This is a genomic window from Marinobacter sp., assembly GCF_040882185.1.
Taxonomy (GTDB): Bacteria; Pseudomonadota; Gammaproteobacteria; order Pseudomonadales; family Oleiphilaceae; genus Marinobacter.
Map to the genome: position 1 here is coordinate 1 of NZ_JBBEBW010000025.1, position 17,276 is coordinate 17,276.

Here is a 17,276-nt window from a genome sequence, read left to right on the forward strand (position 1 = left end):
TTATTACCCTGGCATCACGGCGAAACCATTCCGGTGTAGTTCGTGGACCGCTTACGGTAAATCTACCGCGCACTCCCACCGAAACCGCGGTGCGGAGGATGATGCTGCAGTGCGTCAATTTTGATTACGGGGTGCCAACAATTCTTATCGTGAACGTGTGTAGTGGGGCTGCTATAATATAAACTACAATCTACGTGACAAATAAACACCTTCATTGGAATGTGTATAAATGAGTTCCACAAAGATTCTTGAACCACAAATGAAGGCTACGACTATTAACTACTTAATAGAAAAGGGCCAACTAACAAGTAAAGACACCATAATTAATGAATTCACAATTGGTGATTTCTCCCGTCGTGTTGATTTAGCGGTGGTCGCGAAAAATAGGCTCTATGCTTTCGAGATCAAAAGTGAAAGTGACACACTTTCACGCCTCGAAGGACAGATAGCCAAATACTTAGAATACTTTGATAAAGTTACAATCGTTGCTGCAACAAAACACATACCTAAAATACTACGTATTGCGCCGAAAAATGTCGCCATATGGGAGCAAAAAAACAATAAAGTAATTGTTCACCAACGAGGAAAAATAATAGAAATAATGAGCCAAGAATTATTGCTTGCCTTCATGAGAACAAGTGATTTATCAAGAATCGCAAAAGATCTTGGAGTTTATAACTCAAATAGGAGCGAAATTATATATTCTCTCAGAGAATTACCCGTTAAAAAAATTAGAAAAACGGCAATAAAATCGCTTCAGAGCAAGTTTGAGCTAACCAATGCATTATTTTGGCAAAAAGCTGAAGGTATTGTTAAAATAGATGACCTTAAAAGGTTAAGCCCGTATATAGAGTGGTTCAAAAGAAATATTGATCCTTATCATTCAGGTTCAAATGAGCTTGTTATCGATCTTATTTTTCAAGGAAAAGTTCCCATCCTAGAAACACATGAAGATAAGCCGACAACTAGTAGCCTTAATCAGTCTTCCCAATCTTCATCTGTATCCAGTTGATCTAACGGATCATTATAATGTAACTGTTGATACAAATGAATGTTTATCCTAACCGCTGTAGCTCGGTTTGGAGACGTTATACCATACTCGTCCCCGAAGCTAGTCCGTTCTATCATCTGAGTTCCCCAAAGCCGCAATCCATTTTGCCAATAATCACTAGTCATTATTTCCCGCGCTATTTCTCTATATATTCTAAGCTTTTCGCTTTCGCTAATATTCTTAGGGTCACCAAACTCCTTTCTTATAAATCTCCAATCATCCCTCAATGGGTAATCTATCCGCGGCGGAGGTGTGCCTGCACCGCCTGTTAATTTTCCAGCCCGAGTAGAGCCTCGGTCAGAATAGATCATATCTACCTCTTCACATTCTTTGAGAACCTTTCTATAAAGCCTTCTTTCATAAATTGGTAACTCCCCTCTATATGTTCCAGGAAAACTGTAAGGAAATGATGTACTTGAAACAGAATAAAGCCCCCCTTTTAGTTCAGAATAAAATCGCCTAAGCAAGAGTGAATACTGCTCAATAAAGGCCAAAGCCTCCGCATTAATGTCACCATAGTCAAAGATCACCAAGAGATCTTTAGACTCAAAGTCTTTCACTACGCTAACAATATATTGTAAATCCGATGCTCTTACATCATTCATCGGTATCCGAAGAACTACGCCTCTTTGTAATGATAAAAGATTAATGTACTGAATTCTTAACTGACTTAAGTCGGTCAATTGAACGACAGGAATTGAGTTTGGCAATCCCTTTACATATTGAAACCAATTATCATACCCATTACTTGGATCTGAGAGTGCCGCAATCTGCTCAAAAACGGGTCTCGGATACTTTCCCGTGAGCATAAATTCTTTATTTCCCGACAAGAAACTTCCGTCAATGTCGGCTATCCAAGGACGTTGCCCTACCGATTTATCGATTCGATCAATAGAATTGTCTAGCTCCTTGGAACTTGACCAACCCTTTAACGGAAACAGCGGAAGAATTAAATCTTTTTCTTTATTGGGCAACTCCTCATAAGCAACCATCTCTGATGGACTTAAAGCCAATATTGGAACATATTTATATCCCAGATCTTTAATCGTGGAGAACACGATCCTCTCCTAAATTATCCCTAAACGAATTTTAATCGCAGTTGGTGACACTTGAGCCTCCTCAGCAATCGCCTCACATTGTGCTTCTTTCTTCAAATCACTTTTAAATGACTGGCTGGCCCTTATCAAGTGAAACGGCATTATTATATCTGCTCCAAGCCTATTTGCTTGAGCCTCCAAGACATCTGACAGTGACGATCTATATAGAACATCGTCAGTTATTCCGCCTCTTAGGCGGTCCCGATGTAAAAGAAAATGAGCTATTTCATGTGCGAGAGTAAATCGCTGTCTAGCTTTGACATCATGCCGATTTACTCGTACTAGACAAACACCATTAATCTCTTTTATTTCACCTGATATTCCAGCAGGTAATGTAGATTTCTTAACCATTATCCCTAATTCTTTAGCAATCGCTCCGACTGGAATTGGGAATTTCGTCTGATGCTTCTCTATGACCTTTTTTTGATTATCTGGCAAATTATCCCACTCTAAAGAGGCCATTATAATTCCTTATATTCTTCTTCGGCATTATCGTCGTCGTTAGTTTCATCCAAATGCGTTCGTGATATACCATGGTAAATCACTTTGCCTGCCGCATCCATAAGAAAATCGTCTAGCTTATTGCTTTCAAATAACTTAATTAATTCGAGCTTGGTTGTTTCATTAATTGTAGACTTAATAAGATCGCAGGCAACTTCACGAGCTTTTTCGGCTGCGTTATCTTCCGCACTACTCATTATTTTTCGATAACCGAAAAATGAAAACATGGCAATAACTACACCAAGTACAGTTATTATAACTGCCACACACGCCAACAAAACACCGACCCATTGAGCAAAATCAATACCATTAGTCGAATTAGAATACCGAACCTTCTCCGCTAGTTGGTCTATTTTATCCCCCTGTTCTGTAATTATATTTACAAGTGCAGCAATCTTTTTATCTCTCTCTACATCACTCTCAGCATCATTAACCTTAGAGACACTTAAGTAGTCCTCGAACCCTTGTCTTGGCTCTGTGTCTCCATGCGCAGGTACTGTAATGAATAATGTTATCTGAATGAACAAAATACCACGGAAAATATTACTCAAAGCAAAGCTCATGATAGTTCCTAAATTCCAAATAATATAAATTGTGGAGAATGATCTATGTACTACTGAAAGCAACCACATGCTAGCCCCCACGTTACCCACCATAAAACCTTTCCATGAACTGCGCCCTTGCCCGCATCCCATGGTTCACACACTCCACCATATGCCGGTCCGACTTCCAATTATCACAGCCCTCAGGCGCCAAATAGTGCTCATCAAGAGCACGTTCAAAAGACTGCTCCTTCGACTGCCTGGCGACCGCTAACCTCTCCCTTTCTGCGGCTACCCTACGGACACGTTGAGCCTCAAGGTCTGGCTGTACCTGTGGAGCTATAACCTGGGGCCGGTCTGTCACGTTCGCCTGGACTTTCTGAGTGACGTTTGCCGCGATTAATTTGGTCAATTCAATTGGAGCTCCCGAATAGCCAACCGCAATCAGTATGGCAACCACGGCCAAAGTCCGCTTCAGCCCTCTGCCCCTGCGGCGGGGGTGTCTTCGGTGAACCAAGCTGTCCCGGTCCGTCGCTCCGCCAAAATCCATCTGTTGGGTTTTGCCAGCGACTAACGCCTGCACATGGCGCACATGTGCGCGAGAAGTTTTGAGTGACGCGGTCAGTCGCTCTGACGCGATGCGTTAAATAACCTCATTCACCTGCTCTGGTGTAAGTACCGTGCTCCGGTGGGATTTGATAAACCGTAAAAATACCCACCGCCCTTCGTCACATTTGTAGGCATTTCAGTCTTGAAGGTCGCATCTCCCACAAACACTACCAGCGAATGGATCTGGCTGTCGGTCAGGCCCAGCAGTGTCTGCAGGGTCTTCACGTGTTTGTAGTTCTGACGCAGCGGGTTCTGGAACTTTTGACTGTGCCTGAAGATTTTCTGAGTCCACTGGGGTTGGTGGGCACTGCCGAAAATCCAGCCCTTCATGTTCTTGGTTTCCACCACAAACACACCGAAGGGCGAGACGATGATGTGGTCAATCTGGGTGGTACCGTCTTCGGTGGGCAAGGTGATGTTGCGAATCAGGTGGTAGGTCTTCCTGTCGAGAAACAGGCGGGCGGACACGTTCACCCTGCACTCCCCTACCCAGCCCTTGAACCACGGGGATTTCACCAAGGCGCCAAGGATGGCCAAAGGGAGAAGAAACCACAGAAGAGTGAAAAGGGGCTGAAGCGCTGGTGAAATGTCCATGATTTTCCCGGGCCAGCGCGTGCCGTTTCAGTAGTGAATTTGATAAGCCAGCGTTTGGTACGAGCTATTTAAAACGATATGTCAGTTTTATAGACTCTAAATGGATAGGGAGCAAATAAAGTAACGTTCGAATTGGTAACTTTTCTTTAAATTACGGGTAGTAGAATATTCTGGCCCGCCTCAAAGCCCAGTTTAATGGACGCTGCCCATTTCCGGCCCCCATAGAAACGGTAATCAGCGTTGCTCGCGATAAACCGGGCACGCCAGAGAAGCAGACTGGTGGCGTAGATGGTCACACCGTCAGGTGTTTTTTGATGAGTTCGTCAGACAGTTCGGCAATGGCTCCCACCGCCACCCTCCGCCCCCGATCCATAATCACAAACCGATCCGCATACTTCCTAGCAAACGGCAACTTCTGCTCAACCAAGAGAACGGTCAAACCGTCTTCCTCAATTAGCCGACGAATCACCTCCCCAATCTGCGCCACAATATTTGGCTGAATCCCCTCCCCCGGCTCGTCCAGTATCAGCATTTGGGGTTCGATAACGAGCGCCCGCCCAATAGCCAACTGCTGTTGCTGCCCACCAGAAAGGTCACCCCCTCGGCGGTTTTTCATTTCCTTCAGCACCGGAAAAAGCTCATAAACCCGCTCGGGGATTTTCCTGCTGCCATCTTTACGCACGGCCAGGCCGACGCGCAGGTTTTCTTCCACGGTGAGCAGCGGGAAGATTTGCCTGCCCTGGGGTACGTAACCGATGCCGAGGCGGGAGCGATCTTCTATTTTGCGTTTGGTGAGTTCTACGTCACCAGCGAATAGCAGGCTGCCGTTTTTGACGTCTTCCTCCCCCATGATGCATTTCATCAGGGTAGTTTTGCCCACGCCGTTGCGGCCCATTACGCAGGTGCACTGGCCCTGGAGTACGTCCAGTTCCAGGTCCCACAGGGTGTGGCTCTGACCGTAGTACTGGTTGAGTTTGTCGATTTTGAGCATCAGGTTGTCATTCAACATCAGGCTTCCTCCCCCAGATACACCTTGATCACTTCCGGGTCGTCGGAGACCTGGTCCATGGTGCCTTCGGCCAGTACGCTGCCCTGGTGCAGTACGGTGACTTTGCGGGCGATGGAGCGCACAAAGCCCATGTCGTGCTCTACTACCACCACGGACTGTTTACCGGCCAGGCTGGTGAGCAGTTCGGCGGTGCGCTCCATTTCCTGTTCGGTCATGCCGGCCACGGGTTCGTCTACCAGCAGCAGGCGGGGTTTCTGCATCAGCAGCATGCCGATTTCCAGCCACTGTTTCTGGCCGTGGGAGAGTATGCCCGCCGGTTGCTCCCGCAGTTCTTTCAGGCCGATCATGGTGAGCACTTCGTCGATGCGGTCCCGGATCTCGCCGGTCATGCGGGCGGTGAGGGACGGGATGACGCCTTTGTTGGTGGCCATGGCCAGCTCCAGGTTTTCGAAGATGGTGAGGGCTTCGAATACGGTGGGTTTCTGGAACTTTCGGCCGATGCCAAGGCTGGCGATATCGGGCTCGTTCATGGTCAGCAGGTTGTGGCGGCTGCCAAACCACACCGAGCCGGTATCGGGTCGGGTTTTGCCGGTGATGATGTCCATCATGGTGGTTTTGCCCGCGCCGTTGGGGCCGATGATGCAGCGCAGCTCGCCGTCGTCGATGGTCAGGTTCAGGTTGTTGATGGCCCGGAAGCCGTCGAAGCTCACGTTCACATCCTCCAGGTAGAGGATGGGGCCGTGTCGTACGTCTACCGGCGAGTCGGACGGAGTGAAGAAGTCGAACACCCGGTCCCGCCTGGACAGTTCACTCATAATGCTCATGCGGTAGCCTCCCTGGGGTTTTGGGTGTCGGGGTCGGGGTCGGGATCATCCGGGCCGTCCTGTTTGGCTTTTCGACGGGATTTGAGCAGTCCGGCGATCCCCTGGGGCAGGAATACTGTGACCAGCACGAACAGCGCACCGAGGGCGAACAGCCAGGCATCGGGCATAACACCGGTGAACACGGTTTTGGCGTAGTTCACGAGGATGGCACCGATCACCGCACCGTAAAGAGTTGCGCGACCACCCAGGGCGACCCACACCACGATTTCAATAGAGAAGATGGGCGAGAATTCGCTCGGGTTAATAATGCCAACCTGGGGCACATACAGCGCCCCGGCCACACCGGCCAGCATGGCGGACACCACGAGCACGAACAGTTGCACCCGCTCCACCCGGTAACCCAGAAAGCGGGTTCGGGCTTCGGCATCCCGGCAGGCCACACTCACCCGCCCGAGCTTGCTGGCCACGATGGCGTGGCACACCACATAGCCAATCGCCAGCGCGACACCGGTAGCGAGGAATAGCCCCAGCCGGGTGGCGTCAGTACGCAGGTTAAAGCCGAGGATATCCTTAAAATCGGTCAGGCCGTTATTGCCACCAAAGCCCATTTCGTTACGGAAGAACGCCAGCATCAGCGCAAAGGTCAGCGCCTGGGTGATGATGGACAGGTACACACCGGTTACCCGGGAGCGGAAGGCCAGAAAGCCAAACACCAGCGCCAGCAACCCGGGCGCCAGCAGCACCGTGATAAAGGCAAACCAGGCCATATCAAATCCGAGCCAGTACCAGGGCAGCTCCTGCCAGTTCAGGAACACCATGAAATCCGGCAGGATGGGGTCACCGTAGGTGCCGCGGTCGCCGATCTGGCGCATCAGGTACATGCCCATGGCGTAGCCGCCGAGGGCGAAAAACGCCCCGTGGCCCAGGCTGAGGATACCGAGGTAGCCCCACACCAGATCCACCGCTACCGCCAGCAGCGCGTAGCACAGGTATTTACCAAACAGCGTGACGGTGTAACTGGTCACATGCAGCGGGTGGCCCTCGGGCAATGCTACGTGCAGCACCGTGACCACCAGCAGCGCAGCAAACAGAATGCCCAGGAACAGTTGGGTAGAACGCTCATGAAAAGGTCGTGTCAGCCACATATTATCAGCCCTCCGCCGCACGGCCCTTTTGCGGGAAGAGTCCCCGCGGGCGTTTCTGGATGAATAGAATGATGAAGACCAATACCACAATCTTGGCCAGTACCGCGCCCGCCCAGGGCTCCAGCAACTGGTTGAGAGTGCCGAGGGTAAGCCCGGCTACCAGGGTGCCCCAGAGGTTACCCACGCCGCCGAACACCACCACCATGAAGGAGTCGATGATGTAGTTCTGACCGAGGTTCGGGCCTACGTTGGTGAGCTGTGACAACGCCACGCCCGCCAGCCCGGCCACGCCGGAGCCCAGTGCAAAGGTCATGATGTCCACTCTGGTGGCCTTGATACCCATGGAGCGGGCCATGGCCCGGTTCTGGGTGACCGCACGCACTTCAAGCCCGAGTCGGGTCTTGCGCATGATCAGCATCAGCGCCGCGAACACCAGCAATGCGAAACCGAGCACGTACAGGCGGTTGAGGGTCAGCGACAGCGCGTCATTGATAATCAGCGAGCCACTCATCCTCTCCGGCGTGATCACGGTGCGGTTGAGGGGCGAAATCACGGTGCGCACCAGTTGTTGCAGGATCAAACTGATACCAAAGGTGGCCAGCAGGGTTTCCAGCGGGCGGCCTTTGAGAAACTGGATCACGCTGCGCTCGATGGCGACACCGGCCAGGGCGGCCACAAGGAAGCCGGCAGGAATGGATAATATCAGCGCCAAACCAGGCTGGCTCGGGAACAGTTGCTGCATGCCCCAGGTGGTATAGGCCCCCAGCATGATCAGCTCGCCGTGGGCCATGTTGATCACGCCCATGACGCCAAAGGTAATGGCGAGGCCGATGGCTGCAAGCACCAGCACCGAACCAAGCGACAAACCGAAATACAGGGTCTCAGCGGCGCGGTTGAGTTTGAGTTTCTGTTCGACAGATTCCAGCGCGATCCGGGCCTTGCCTGCCAGCGCCGGGTCATCACTGGCCACGGCGCTGTTCAGGGCAGCTCGGGCGCGGCTATGGAGGCTGCCCGCCAGCACGTCTACCGCTTTGATATCACCGAGTTGTTCCACCCGGTAAATGGCCAGGGCCTGTTCCACACGATTGGTCACCGCTCGGGGCCGGTCCTGCTGCAGAAATTCGTTCAGGGGTTCGACCAGGGCCTCGTCCACTTTACCCAGCAGATCTTTACCTGCCTGCGCTTGAAGCTCGGGATTGTCGGCGTAAAGGTCGAGCATCGCCAGCGTGCCTTCAAGCTGGCTGCGCATGGCGTTGTTGATGTTTATCCGGTCCAGCTCCCGGCGGGAGATTTCTCCCAGATCTTCGCTGGTGACGGCGTCAGCTACGGTCCAGTCGCGGCCGCGATTGTTCAGTACGACAACGATCTTGCCAGAGTCTTTGATGATACTCAGGCGGTTGCTTCCGAAGGCTTCGAGCCAGCTCCTGGCCCTTACGTCGCCACTGTTTGCTATCGCCTGGATCGCTGCTTCGACTTCCATGGGGGAGGCTGTGGCCAGATCATTCAGCAGGGCAACGCCGGGGTCTTCTTCCTGGGCAGTTGCCAGAGGCGTGGAGGCCATGGCGATGACAAAAAGCAGCGATGTGAGCAATCGGGTGATGCCCATGGTTCTGTCCTGTCTCTGGGAATAGGTCTTGCTGCGTGAGCAAATTCGAATAGTGCATGCTGGCCGGGGCCAGTTCCGGAGGCAGCTTGGGCCACCTCCGGATGGATCAGCTTATTCGGCGGCTAGGGCCTGCTCACCGGCAGAGGCGCCGCACTTGCCATCTTTGACGTTGAAGTTGCCGCAGGACATCGGCTTGCGCCAGTCTGCGATCAGGTCACGGGAACCCGGCAGGAAGTCAGACCAGGCGTCACCAGCGACGGTAGACGGGGTCTGCCATACGGTGGCGAACTGGCCGTTGTCCTGAATCTCACCGATCAGCACCGGCTTGGTGATATGGTGGTTCGGCATCATGGTGGCGTAGCCGCCGGTCAGGTTGGGTACCGATACACCGATGATGGCGTCTTTAACCGCGTCCACGTCTGTGGTGCCCGCTTTCTTGACCGCTTCGATGTACATGTTGAAGCCGATGTAATGGGCTTCCATTGGATCGTTGGTAACGGCGGCTTCGTCGCCAGTATGTGCGACCCACTGGTCGATGAAGTCATAGTTGGCATCGCTGTCGACACTCATGAAGTAGTTCCACGCGGCCAGGTGACCCACCAGCGGCCCGGTGTCGATACCGGACAATTCCTGCTCGCCGACGGAGAAAGCTACAACCGGAATGTCAGAGGCTGCGATGCCCTGATTGCCCAGCTCACGGTAGAACGGCACGTTAGCATCACCGTTGATAGTGGAAACCACGGCAGTTTTCTTGCCGGCAGAGCCGAAGCGCTTGATCTCGGAGACGATGTTCTGCCAGTCGGAATGACCGAATGGCGTGTAGTTGATCATGATATCGGCTTCCGCCACACCCTGATCTTTCAGGTAGGTTTCGAGGATTTTGTTGGTGGTGCGTGGATAAACGTAGTCCGTGCCCGCCAGAACCCAGCGCTCTACTCCGATGTTGTTCATCAGGTAATCCACCGCAGGAATCGCCTGCTGGTTAGGCGCCGCGCCGGTATAGAACACGTTTTCAGAAGACTCTTCACCTTCATACTGAACCGGGTAGAACAGCAGGCCGTTCAGTTCCTCGATAACCGGCAGCACCGATTTACGGGAGACGGAGGTCCAGTTGCCGAAGATAACGTCAACGTCTTCCTGGGCCAGCAGCTCGCGGGCTTTCTCAGCGAACAACGGCCAGTTGGAGGCCGGGTCGACCACGACCGGTTCAAGCTGACGACCCAATACACCGCCTGCTTCGTTCTGCTTTTCGATCAGCATCAGCATGGTGTCTTTCAGGGCGGTTTCACTGATCGCCATGGTGCCCGTCAGGGAGTGCAGAATACCGACCTTGATCGGATCTTCCTGGGCGGTAACGGATAGTGAGGCTGTCAGTGCCAATGCGGACAACCCGAGTTTGAGGCTCTTCTTCACGTTCATTGTGCTCGTCCTTTTCCAGTGTTTTTTAGCTAGCGTGCGAGGTAAGCGCACTGGATACCGTGCATCGGGCGTTCCAACTGTTTAAAACACCTTTCAGGAACAGACACTTAACTAGTATACAAGCCAATATAATCGACCGATCACAACCTCCTCACTGCACTATTGAACACCACGGAACTCGCTGTTTTGCAGCAAAAGGGCTTGGTGGCGTGTTTTACTGCCCTTTCAAACACCTTTATAAATTTATTTAAAAATCAATTATTTAGTTTTTTATAGGTAGCTTAAACAGTGAAAATTATCCGGATTGCACCAGAATGACGCCATTTTTTATGGCGAAGTCCTATGGTGGTGCGCTCTCAAATTACCCATCAGTCTCTCGGTCTTTATTAAAATACTGTTTTAATTAGCTTTTAAATTAAAACTGAAAATGGCACGCGGGTTGCGATAGGCAGGTTGTATACAAGTTGACTGACCTGATGGAACCCAAACAATGCCTTCAACAATCGGATGGACACTGCAGGACTGGCGGCAGGCCTACCTCGACAGGGAGCAAACCCCCGCCAGACTGCTTCAGGAATTGCGTAATTCCCTGAGCGCTGACGATATCGCGTGGATTTCACTCGCCACGCCTGCACAACTGAATGACGGCCTCGCGAAGCTGGACCGTGTATTGGCTCAAGCAGGCGGTGACCCAGCGGCGTTACCGCTGTTCGGCGTACCTTTCGCGATAAAGGACAATATTGATGCGGTCGGCTTTGAGACTACAGCTGGCTGTCCTGACTACACCTATAGCCCCGACGAGGACGCCGCCGTTGTCGCGAAGCTAAGAGCCGCTGGCGCTGTGTTGATCGGCAAGACCAACCTGGACCAGTTCGCCACCGGCCTGGTGGGCACACGATCGCCCTATGGCGAAGTGCCCAACACGTTCGACCCGAAGGTCATCAGCGGCGGTTCCAGTTCCGGCTCGGCCTCCGTGGTCGCCCGGGGCCTGGTACCGTTTGCGCTGGGTACCGATACCGCGGGCTCCGGCCGGGTACCGGCGGGTCTGAACAACCTCGTCGGCCTCAAGCCCACCCGGGGGGCAATCAGTATCGAAGGCGTAGTTCCTGCATGCCGCTCACTGGATTGCGTATCCATTTTTGCGCTGACAATCGGGGACGCAGGCGAGGTCTATGAGCAGGCAGCGGTGTATCAGCCCTCGGATGCCTTTTCCCGCCAGAAGCCAGACACCCTGCCTGCAGCGGCGCCTGCCATTCGCCAACCCGGAGAAATCAAACGGCTCGCGGTACCCGCCGAGCCGGACTGGTTCGGGGATGACTGCGCGAAGGAAGCCTGGGGCGTCTCCCAGGGGCTCTGGGAAAAGCTCGGCGTCACACTTGTTCCCACCGACTTCAGCCTGCTATCGGAACTGGCAGCACTGCTATACGAAGGCCCCTGGGTGGCAGAACGCCACGCAGCCGTCGAGGACTTCATGGCGGCCCATCCGGGGAGCATGAACCCGGTGGTTCGGGGCATTATTGGCAAGGCCGCCAACTTCAACGCCACCGATACATTCAAGGCGCAATACCGCAGGGAAGAACTGGTACGGGCGATCGACCACCTGCTTGAAGACATCGACGCGTTACTGGTGCCCACCGCCCCGATAGCACCCAGCATTGCGGCAGTGAACGCTGACCCGGTCACCCTCAACAGCCGACTCGGCACCTATACCAATTTCGTGAACCTGGCGGATTTATGTGCCCTGGCGGTACCGGCCGGCTTTCGCAGCGATGCCCTGCCGTTCGGCGTCACTTTGATTGCAGGCGCCTGGCGCGATAGCGACCTGCAGCAACTGGCAAGCCGGTGGCTGAACGCCAACCCTACCTGTCTTGGCGCCACCGACCGCCCGCGGCCAAAAGAGGGCAAGACAGAGAGCTGCGTTATGTCGTGCTCTCCTATTTCCTCTTCTTTAGGGGACACCATCACGGTAGCCGTTGTAGGCGCCCACCTGACAGACATGCCCCTCAATACCCAGCTCACAGATCGCAACGCGGTACTGATGGAGCAAACCACCACCAGCCCGAATTACCGGCTGTTCGCCCTGCCGGACACCTCGCCACCCAAGCCGGGGCTGAAGCGGGTGTCGGGTGATGACGAAGGCAAGGCCATCGTTCTGGAAGTCTGGGAAGTGGCCGCCACAGCTTTTGGCTCGTTCGTTGATCTGATTCCACCTCCATTGGGCATTGGCAATGTCGAGCTGGCTGATGGCCGCTGGGTCAACAGCTTTATCTGTGAGGGCTACGCCCTGGAAAACGCCCGTGACGTCACCGAATTCGGCGGCTGGCGCGCTTATATCGACGCGTTCAAGACCGGCAAGGCATAAGGAGACCCGTATCATGTTCAGCACTGTACTGATCGCCAACCGCGGCGAAATTGCCGTTCGCACCATCCGCACTCTCAAACAGCTGGGTATCCGCAGTGTTGCGGTTTATGCCCACCCGGACCGTCACAGCCAGCACGTAGACCAGGCCGATGAGTCGGTGGAGCTGACCGGCAACAACACCGCCGAAACCTATCTCGACGGCAAACAGATACTTGCCGCCGCAAAATCCACCGGCGCCGAAGCGATTATTCCGGGCTATGGGTTTCTGTCTGAGAACGCGGAGTTCTGTGGAGCCTGTGAAGCCGCCGGGATTGCCTTTATCGGTCCCACGCCGGAGCAAATGCGCCAGTTCGGCCTCAAACACCGGGCCCGGGAAATTGCTGAAAATGCCGGTGTACCGCTGGCTCCGGGTAGCGGCCTGCTGGACAGCCTGGAAGAGGCGGTCGAGGTCGCCAACAAACTCGGTTATCCGGTGATGCTGAAAAGTACCGCCGGTGGTGGTGGTATCGGTCTGACCCGGTGTGATCAGGAAAGCGAGCTGCGGGAAGCGTTTGAAACCGTGCGTCGTCAGGGTCAGAGCTTCTTCAATGACAGCGGCGTGTTTCTGGAGCGGTTCATCGCCCGTGCCCGCCATGTGGAAGTGCAGATGTTCGGCGACGGCCAGGGCAATGTCGTCGCACTGGGCGAGCGAGACTGCTCCCTGCAGCGCCGTAACCAGAAGGTGGTGGAGGAAACTCCTGCGCCTCATCTGCCCGCCGAGACCCGTCAGAACATGCTGGACGCCGCGGTATCGCTCGGCCAGTCCGTCAACTATCGCTCCGCGGGCACGGTGGAATACATCTACGATGCTGACCGGGACGAGTTTTACTTTCTGGAAGTGAATACCCGCTTACAGGTAGAGCACCCGGTAACGGAGTCAGTGACCGGCCTGGATCTGATCGAGTGGATGCTGAAGATAGCTGCGGGTGAGAGCCCGGATCTGGCCAACTTCGAGCCCTCTCTGAATGGCGCCTCGATGGAAGTGCGCATTTACGCAGAAGACCCACTCAGGGATTTTCAGCCCTCCCCCGGCGAACTCACCGATGTATACTGGCCCGGTGGCGATGTACGGGTGGATACCTGGGTGGAATCGGGCACAAATGTGTCCGCTCACTATGACCCGATGATCGCCAAGCTGATCGTACACGGCCGCGACCGCGGCGATGCGCTGGCCAAACTGAAAGCCGCCCTGGCGGAAACCCGCCTGATGGGCATTACTACCAACCTGGATTACCTGCGTCAGGTGGTGGCCCAAAAGAGCTTCGCAGAGGGCCAGGTCTCCACCCGTGCGCTGGAAAGTTTTGAATTCAAACCCACTGTGGCGGAAGTGCTCAAGCCCGGCACCTATACCACGGTGCAGGACTATCCTGGCCGGGTCGGTTACTGGAACATCGGTACCCCGCCTTCGGGCCCCATGGACGACTACGCCCTCCGTCTGGCCAATCGCATCGTCGGTAACCACAACGATGCCGCTGGCCTGGAGTGCACACTGATCGGCCCTACCCTGAAGTTTCATCAGGATACCGTGGTTGCCCTGACCGGCGCTCTGACCGAAGCCACCCTGGATGATAAAACGGTGGATTTCTGGCAGCCAATCACCGTCAAGGCGGGGCAGGTATTGAAAGTCGACAAGGCCGTAAAAGGTTGCCGTACCTATCTCGCAGTGCGCGGCGGCTTTGACGTACCCGTGTATCTCGGTAGCCGGGCGACCTTCGCCCTCGGCCAGTTTGGTGGCCACGGCGGCCGGCCCCTGCGGCCCGGCGATATGCTGGGTATCAGCCAGCCTGGCCTGCCCGCCTGTACCACGCCGGCGCCTACCCACGACCCGGCCCCGGCAGACCCGGCCCTGATTCCGAATTATCCGGACCACTGGGAAATCGGTGTACTCTATGGCCCCCACGGCGCGCCGGATTTTTTCACCGAACAGTCCATCGAGAACTTCTTCCAGCAGGATTGGGAAGTCCACTACAACTCCAACCGCCTGGGCATAAGGCTCAACGGCCCGAAGCCTGAGTTTACCCGTACTGACGGTGGCGAAGCGGGCCTGCATCCGTCCAACATTCACGACTGTGAATACGCCATCGGCAGTATCAACTTTACCGGCGACATGCCGGTGATCCTGACCCGGGACGGCCCCAGTCTGGGCGGGTTTGTCTGCCCGGTGACCATTGCCCGGGCCGAGTTGTGGAAGGTGGGCCAGGTTAAACCCAGCGATACCATCCGCTTCGTACCCATGGATAACGAAACCGCAGTAGCGCTTTCAGAACGTCAGGAAAACGCGGTCAAAACCTTGAACGGCGAGCCAGGAGCAAACTGGGTAAAGCCTGATCTGGCGCCGCTGAACGGTCTTTCCGCGACGCTGCTGGCGCACCTGCCCGCAAATGATAAACGTCCGGAAGTCAGCTATCGCCAGGCCGGTGATCAGTACATCCTGCTGGAATATGGCCCGAACGTGCTCGACCTGGGTGCCAGAATGCGTATTCATGCGTTGATGGAAGCCATCGCGGATATCCAGCCCGCTGGACTGCTTGAGCTATCGCCAGGGGTACGTTCCCTGCAGCTTCGATATGATGCCCGCAAGCTCAGTCAACAGGCCCTGATGGTGTACCTGCTCGATCTGGAAGAAACCCTGCCGCCGACCGATGAACTGAAAGTCCGCAGCCGGGTGATTCATCTGCCGATGGCGTTCGAGGACAGCGCCACGCTGGAAGCCGTCGACAAGTACCGGCAATCCGTGCGGAATACCGCGCCCTGGCTGCCAAACAATGTGGACTTCATCCAGCGCATCAACGGCCTCGCCAGTCGCGAAGAGGTAAAGGATGTCGTATTCAGCGCCCGCTATCTGGTGCTGGGCCTCGGCGATGTCTATCTCGGCGCGCCCTGCGCGGTACCCCTGGACCCACGGCACCGCCTGCTAACCTCAAAGTACAACCCGGCCCGAACCTACACCGCCGAAGGCACCGTGGGTATCGGTGGGGTTTACATGTGCATCTACGGCATGGATTCACCGGGTGGCTATCAGTTGGTGGGCCGCACCCTGCCGATCTGGAACAAATACCTGAAGAACAAACAGTTCGAACCCGGCGCCCCCTGGCTGCTACGCTTTTTTGATCAGGTCTGCTACTACCCGGTCAGCGAGGCGGAACTGGACACGATGCGGGACCAGTTCCGGGCCGGACAGCTTGAGGTTAGAATTGAGGAAGAGACTTTCGACCTCAAGAGCCACCAGGCTTTTCTGGACGCCCATGCCGACGATATCGCCGCCTTCCGTGAACACCAGCAGGCGGCTTACGCGAAAGAGGTAGCCTTATGGAAGGAAAGCGAAGCTGAGGCCCTGGATGAACTGGCCAAAGCCCCGCCCCAGGCCGACCCGTCCGACCTGGCTAAGTTCGGCGAGCTGGTCAGTGCGGAGATTGCCGGTAACATCTGGAAGTGTCTGGTGAAAAAAGGCGATAAGGTGACCGAAGGTGATCCAATTGTCATTGTGGAGGCTATGAAGATGGAGTTTGAAGTTAACGCGTCGGCCAGCGGCACCATCAGCGCCCTGCACTGCGAGCCGGGCAAAGCTGTCTCACCGGGAGAGCCTCTTGTCAGCATCGAAACCTGAAATAGCAACGTGAGGACAGCATCATGACCCGTTCCACCGGCCAGAAAGCCACTGCCGGGAAGCCGCGCCGCCAAAGCAGCATGGCGGATCGGGTCTATGAAGCACTGAAAGACGACATCTTCGAATTCCGGCTCATTCCCGGTGATAAATTCAGCGAGGGCGACGTCGCCACCCGCCTTTCCGCCAGCCGTACACCCGTGCGGGAAGCACTCTACCGGCTACAGCGTGAGGGCCATATGGATGTGCTGTTCCGCAGCGGCTGGCAGGTGAAGCCGCTGGATTTTCAGATGGTGGAAGAACTCTACGACTTGCGTATCACGCTTGAGCGGGCTGCCATGCACAAGATATGCAGCCACTCGACGCCACCGCCGATACTGCGACAGCTGAACGCCATCTGGCACCCGGACCATCCGTCTGAAAGGGCCATTGGCAGCACCGCCCGAGCGCTGGATGAAAGCTTTCACTGCGAGCTGGTTGCCGCCGCTAGCAACCGGGAAATGACCCGCATCCACCAGGAAGTTACCGACCGCCTGCGCATTATCCGCCGGCTCGATTTCACCAGGGCAGATAGAGTCGACGCTACTTATAACGAACACGCCGAAATTCTCGACGCCATCAGCAATAATCAACCGGGTGCCGCTGCAGAAAAGCTCACTGCACATATTCGAACCAGTCAGGCGGCTGTGAGAGAAATAACGATGGAGAAGATTCGTGAGGCGGCCAGAGCACATCAGCAAAACAAGACAACATCCTGATCTAAAACGTTCTGGCTTTTCCCTGAGCCAACTCGAAGTTTGCTAGCTGTGGGAGGGGGAGGCATCTTCCCGGACCGTGTGTGGCCAAGGATGGCCACACCCGAGCCCTACAGGGA

General features: G+C 54.8%; 13 protein-coding genes. 4 read left to right on the top strand and 9 right to left on the bottom strand.

Annotated elements, in window-relative coordinates; translation table 11 throughout:
* Positions 1-229: 229 nt before the first annotated feature.
* Positions 230-1,012: a sce7726 family protein gene (locus WEB64_RS13725; RefSeq protein ID WP_368060812.1), complete on the top strand. Its 783-nt coding sequence runs from the start codon at positions 230-232 to the stop codon at positions 1,010-1,012.
* Here the strand turns inward: WEB64_RS13725 and WEB64_RS13730 are convergent.
* The 9 genes from WEB64_RS13730 to urtA all read right to left on the bottom strand — a co-directional run bounded on the left by WEB64_RS13730 (position 979) and on the right by urtA (position 10,397).
* The gene (locus tag WEB64_RS13730) at positions 979-2,109 is read right to left on the bottom strand and encodes a beta family protein (protein WP_368060811.1); all 1,131 of its coding nucleotides are present in this window, start codon (positions 2,107-2,109) and stop codon (positions 979-981) included. The genes WEB64_RS13725 and WEB64_RS13730 overlap by 34 nt on opposite strands.
* Positions 2,110-2,118: 9 nt before the next feature.
* Complete coding sequence (locus WEB64_RS13735; protein ID WP_368060810.1) at positions 2,119-2,610, bottom strand: ImmA/IrrE family metallo-endopeptidase; 492 nt, start codon at positions 2,608-2,610, stop codon at positions 2,119-2,121.
* Positions 2,610-3,344 (bottom strand): hypothetical protein, encoded by a 735-nt coding sequence (locus tag WEB64_RS13740; protein ID WP_368060809.1) that lies wholly within the window; start codon positions 3,342-3,344, stop codon positions 2,610-2,612. Before WEB64_RS13740 ends, WEB64_RS13735 begins: the two co-directional genes overlap by 1 nt.
* Positions 3,345-3,848: 504 nt before the next feature.
* The gene (locus WEB64_RS13745; protein WP_368060808.1) at positions 3,849-4,274 is read right to left on the bottom strand and encodes a nuclease-related domain-containing protein; all 426 of its coding nucleotides are present in this window, start codon (positions 4,272-4,274) and stop codon (positions 3,849-3,851) included.
* Positions 4,275-4,686: 412 nt separating this feature from the next.
* Positions 4,687-5,385, bottom strand: coding sequence for an urea ABC transporter ATP-binding subunit UrtE (gene urtE / locus WEB64_RS13750; protein WP_368060831.1), 699 nt, complete (start codon positions 5,383-5,385; stop codon positions 4,687-4,689).
* Between the two features lie 17 nt (positions 5,386-5,402).
* A complete protein-coding gene (gene urtD, locus WEB64_RS13755) occupies positions 5,403-6,227 on the bottom strand; it encodes an urea ABC transporter ATP-binding protein UrtD (protein ID WP_368060807.1) in 825 nt (274 codons plus the stop codon).
* On the bottom strand, positions 6,224-7,372 hold the full coding sequence (urtC, locus tag WEB64_RS13760) for an urea ABC transporter permease subunit UrtC (RefSeq protein ID WP_368060806.1): 1,149 nt from the start codon (positions 7,370-7,372) through the stop codon (positions 6,224-6,226). The genes urtD and urtC overlap by 4 nt, the downstream gene beginning before the upstream one ends.
* A gap of 4 nt (positions 7,373-7,376) precedes the next feature.
* Positions 7,377-8,978 (bottom strand): urea ABC transporter permease subunit UrtB, encoded by a 1,602-nt coding sequence (gene urtB / locus WEB64_RS13765; RefSeq protein WP_368060805.1) that lies wholly within the window; start codon positions 8,976-8,978, stop codon positions 7,377-7,379.
* A 111-nt stretch (positions 8,979-9,089) separates the two neighbouring features.
* Positions 9,090-10,397, bottom strand: coding sequence for an urea ABC transporter substrate-binding protein (gene urtA, locus WEB64_RS13770; RefSeq protein WP_368060804.1), 1,308 nt, complete (start codon positions 10,395-10,397; stop codon positions 9,090-9,092).
* A gap of 490 nt (positions 10,398-10,887) precedes the next feature.
* Here urtA and atzF point away from each other — a divergent pair, with 490 nt between their 5' ends.
* From atzF to WEB64_RS13785, 3 genes are read left to right on the top strand one after another with little or no spacing between them, the layout of a single operon-like run.
* Positions 10,888-12,759 carry an allophanate hydrolase gene (gene atzF, locus WEB64_RS13775; protein ID WP_368060803.1) on the top strand — a complete coding sequence of 624 codons (1,872 nt, stop codon included), beginning with the start codon at positions 10,888-10,890 and terminating at the stop codon, positions 12,757-12,759.
* Between the two features lie 13 nt (positions 12,760-12,772).
* The gene (gene uca / locus WEB64_RS13780; protein ID WP_368060802.1) at positions 12,773-16,405 is read left to right on the top strand and encodes an urea carboxylase; all 3,633 of its coding nucleotides are present in this window, start codon (positions 12,773-12,775) and stop codon (positions 16,403-16,405) included.
* A 23-nt stretch (positions 16,406-16,428) separates the two neighbouring features.
* Positions 16,429-17,160 carry a GntR family transcriptional regulator gene (locus WEB64_RS13785; RefSeq protein ID WP_368060801.1) on the top strand — a complete coding sequence of 244 codons (732 nt, stop codon included), beginning with the start codon at positions 16,429-16,431 and terminating at the stop codon, positions 17,158-17,160.
* Positions 17,161-17,276: the final 116 nt, after the last annotated feature.

What these genes read in the sequence shown, in the direction of transcription:
- WEB64_RS13725 (WP_368060812.1), top strand. Translation starts at nt 230, where the DNA reads ATGAGTTCCACAAAGATTCTTGAACCACAAATGAAGGCTACGACTATT.
- WEB64_RS13735 (WP_368060810.1), bottom strand. Translation starts at nt 2,610, where the DNA reads ATGGCCTCTTTAGAGTGGGATAATTTGCCAGATAATCAAAAAAAGGTC.
- WEB64_RS13740 (WP_368060809.1), bottom strand. Translation starts at nt 3,344, where the DNA reads ATGGGATGCGGGCAAGGGCGCAGTTCATGGAAAGGTTTTATGGTGGGT.
- urtE (WP_368060831.1), bottom strand. Translation starts at nt 5,385, where the DNA reads ATGCTCAAAATCGACAAACTCAACCAGTACTACGGTCAGAGCCACACC.
- urtD (WP_368060807.1), bottom strand. Translation starts at nt 6,227, where the DNA reads ATGAGCATTATGAGTGAACTGTCCAGGCGGGACCGGGTGTTCGACTTC.
- urtC (WP_368060806.1), bottom strand. Translation starts at nt 7,372, where the DNA reads ATGTGGCTGACACGACCTTTTCATGAGCGTTCTACCCAACTGTTCCTG.
- urtB (WP_368060805.1), bottom strand. Translation starts at nt 8,978, where the DNA reads ATGGGCATCACCCGATTGCTCACATCGCTGCTTTTTGTCATCGCCATG.
- urtA (WP_368060804.1), bottom strand. Translation starts at nt 10,397, where the DNA reads ATGAACGTGAAGAAGAGCCTCAAACTCGGGTTGTCCGCATTGGCACTG.
- atzF (WP_368060803.1), top strand. Translation starts at nt 10,888, where the DNA reads ATGCCTTCAACAATCGGATGGACACTGCAGGACTGGCGGCAGGCCTAC.
- uca (WP_368060802.1), top strand. Translation starts at nt 12,773, where the DNA reads ATGTTCAGCACTGTACTGATCGCCAACCGCGGCGAAATTGCCGTTCGC.
- WEB64_RS13785 (WP_368060801.1), top strand. Translation starts at nt 16,429, where the DNA reads ATGACCCGTTCCACCGGCCAGAAAGCCACTGCCGGGAAGCCGCGCCGC.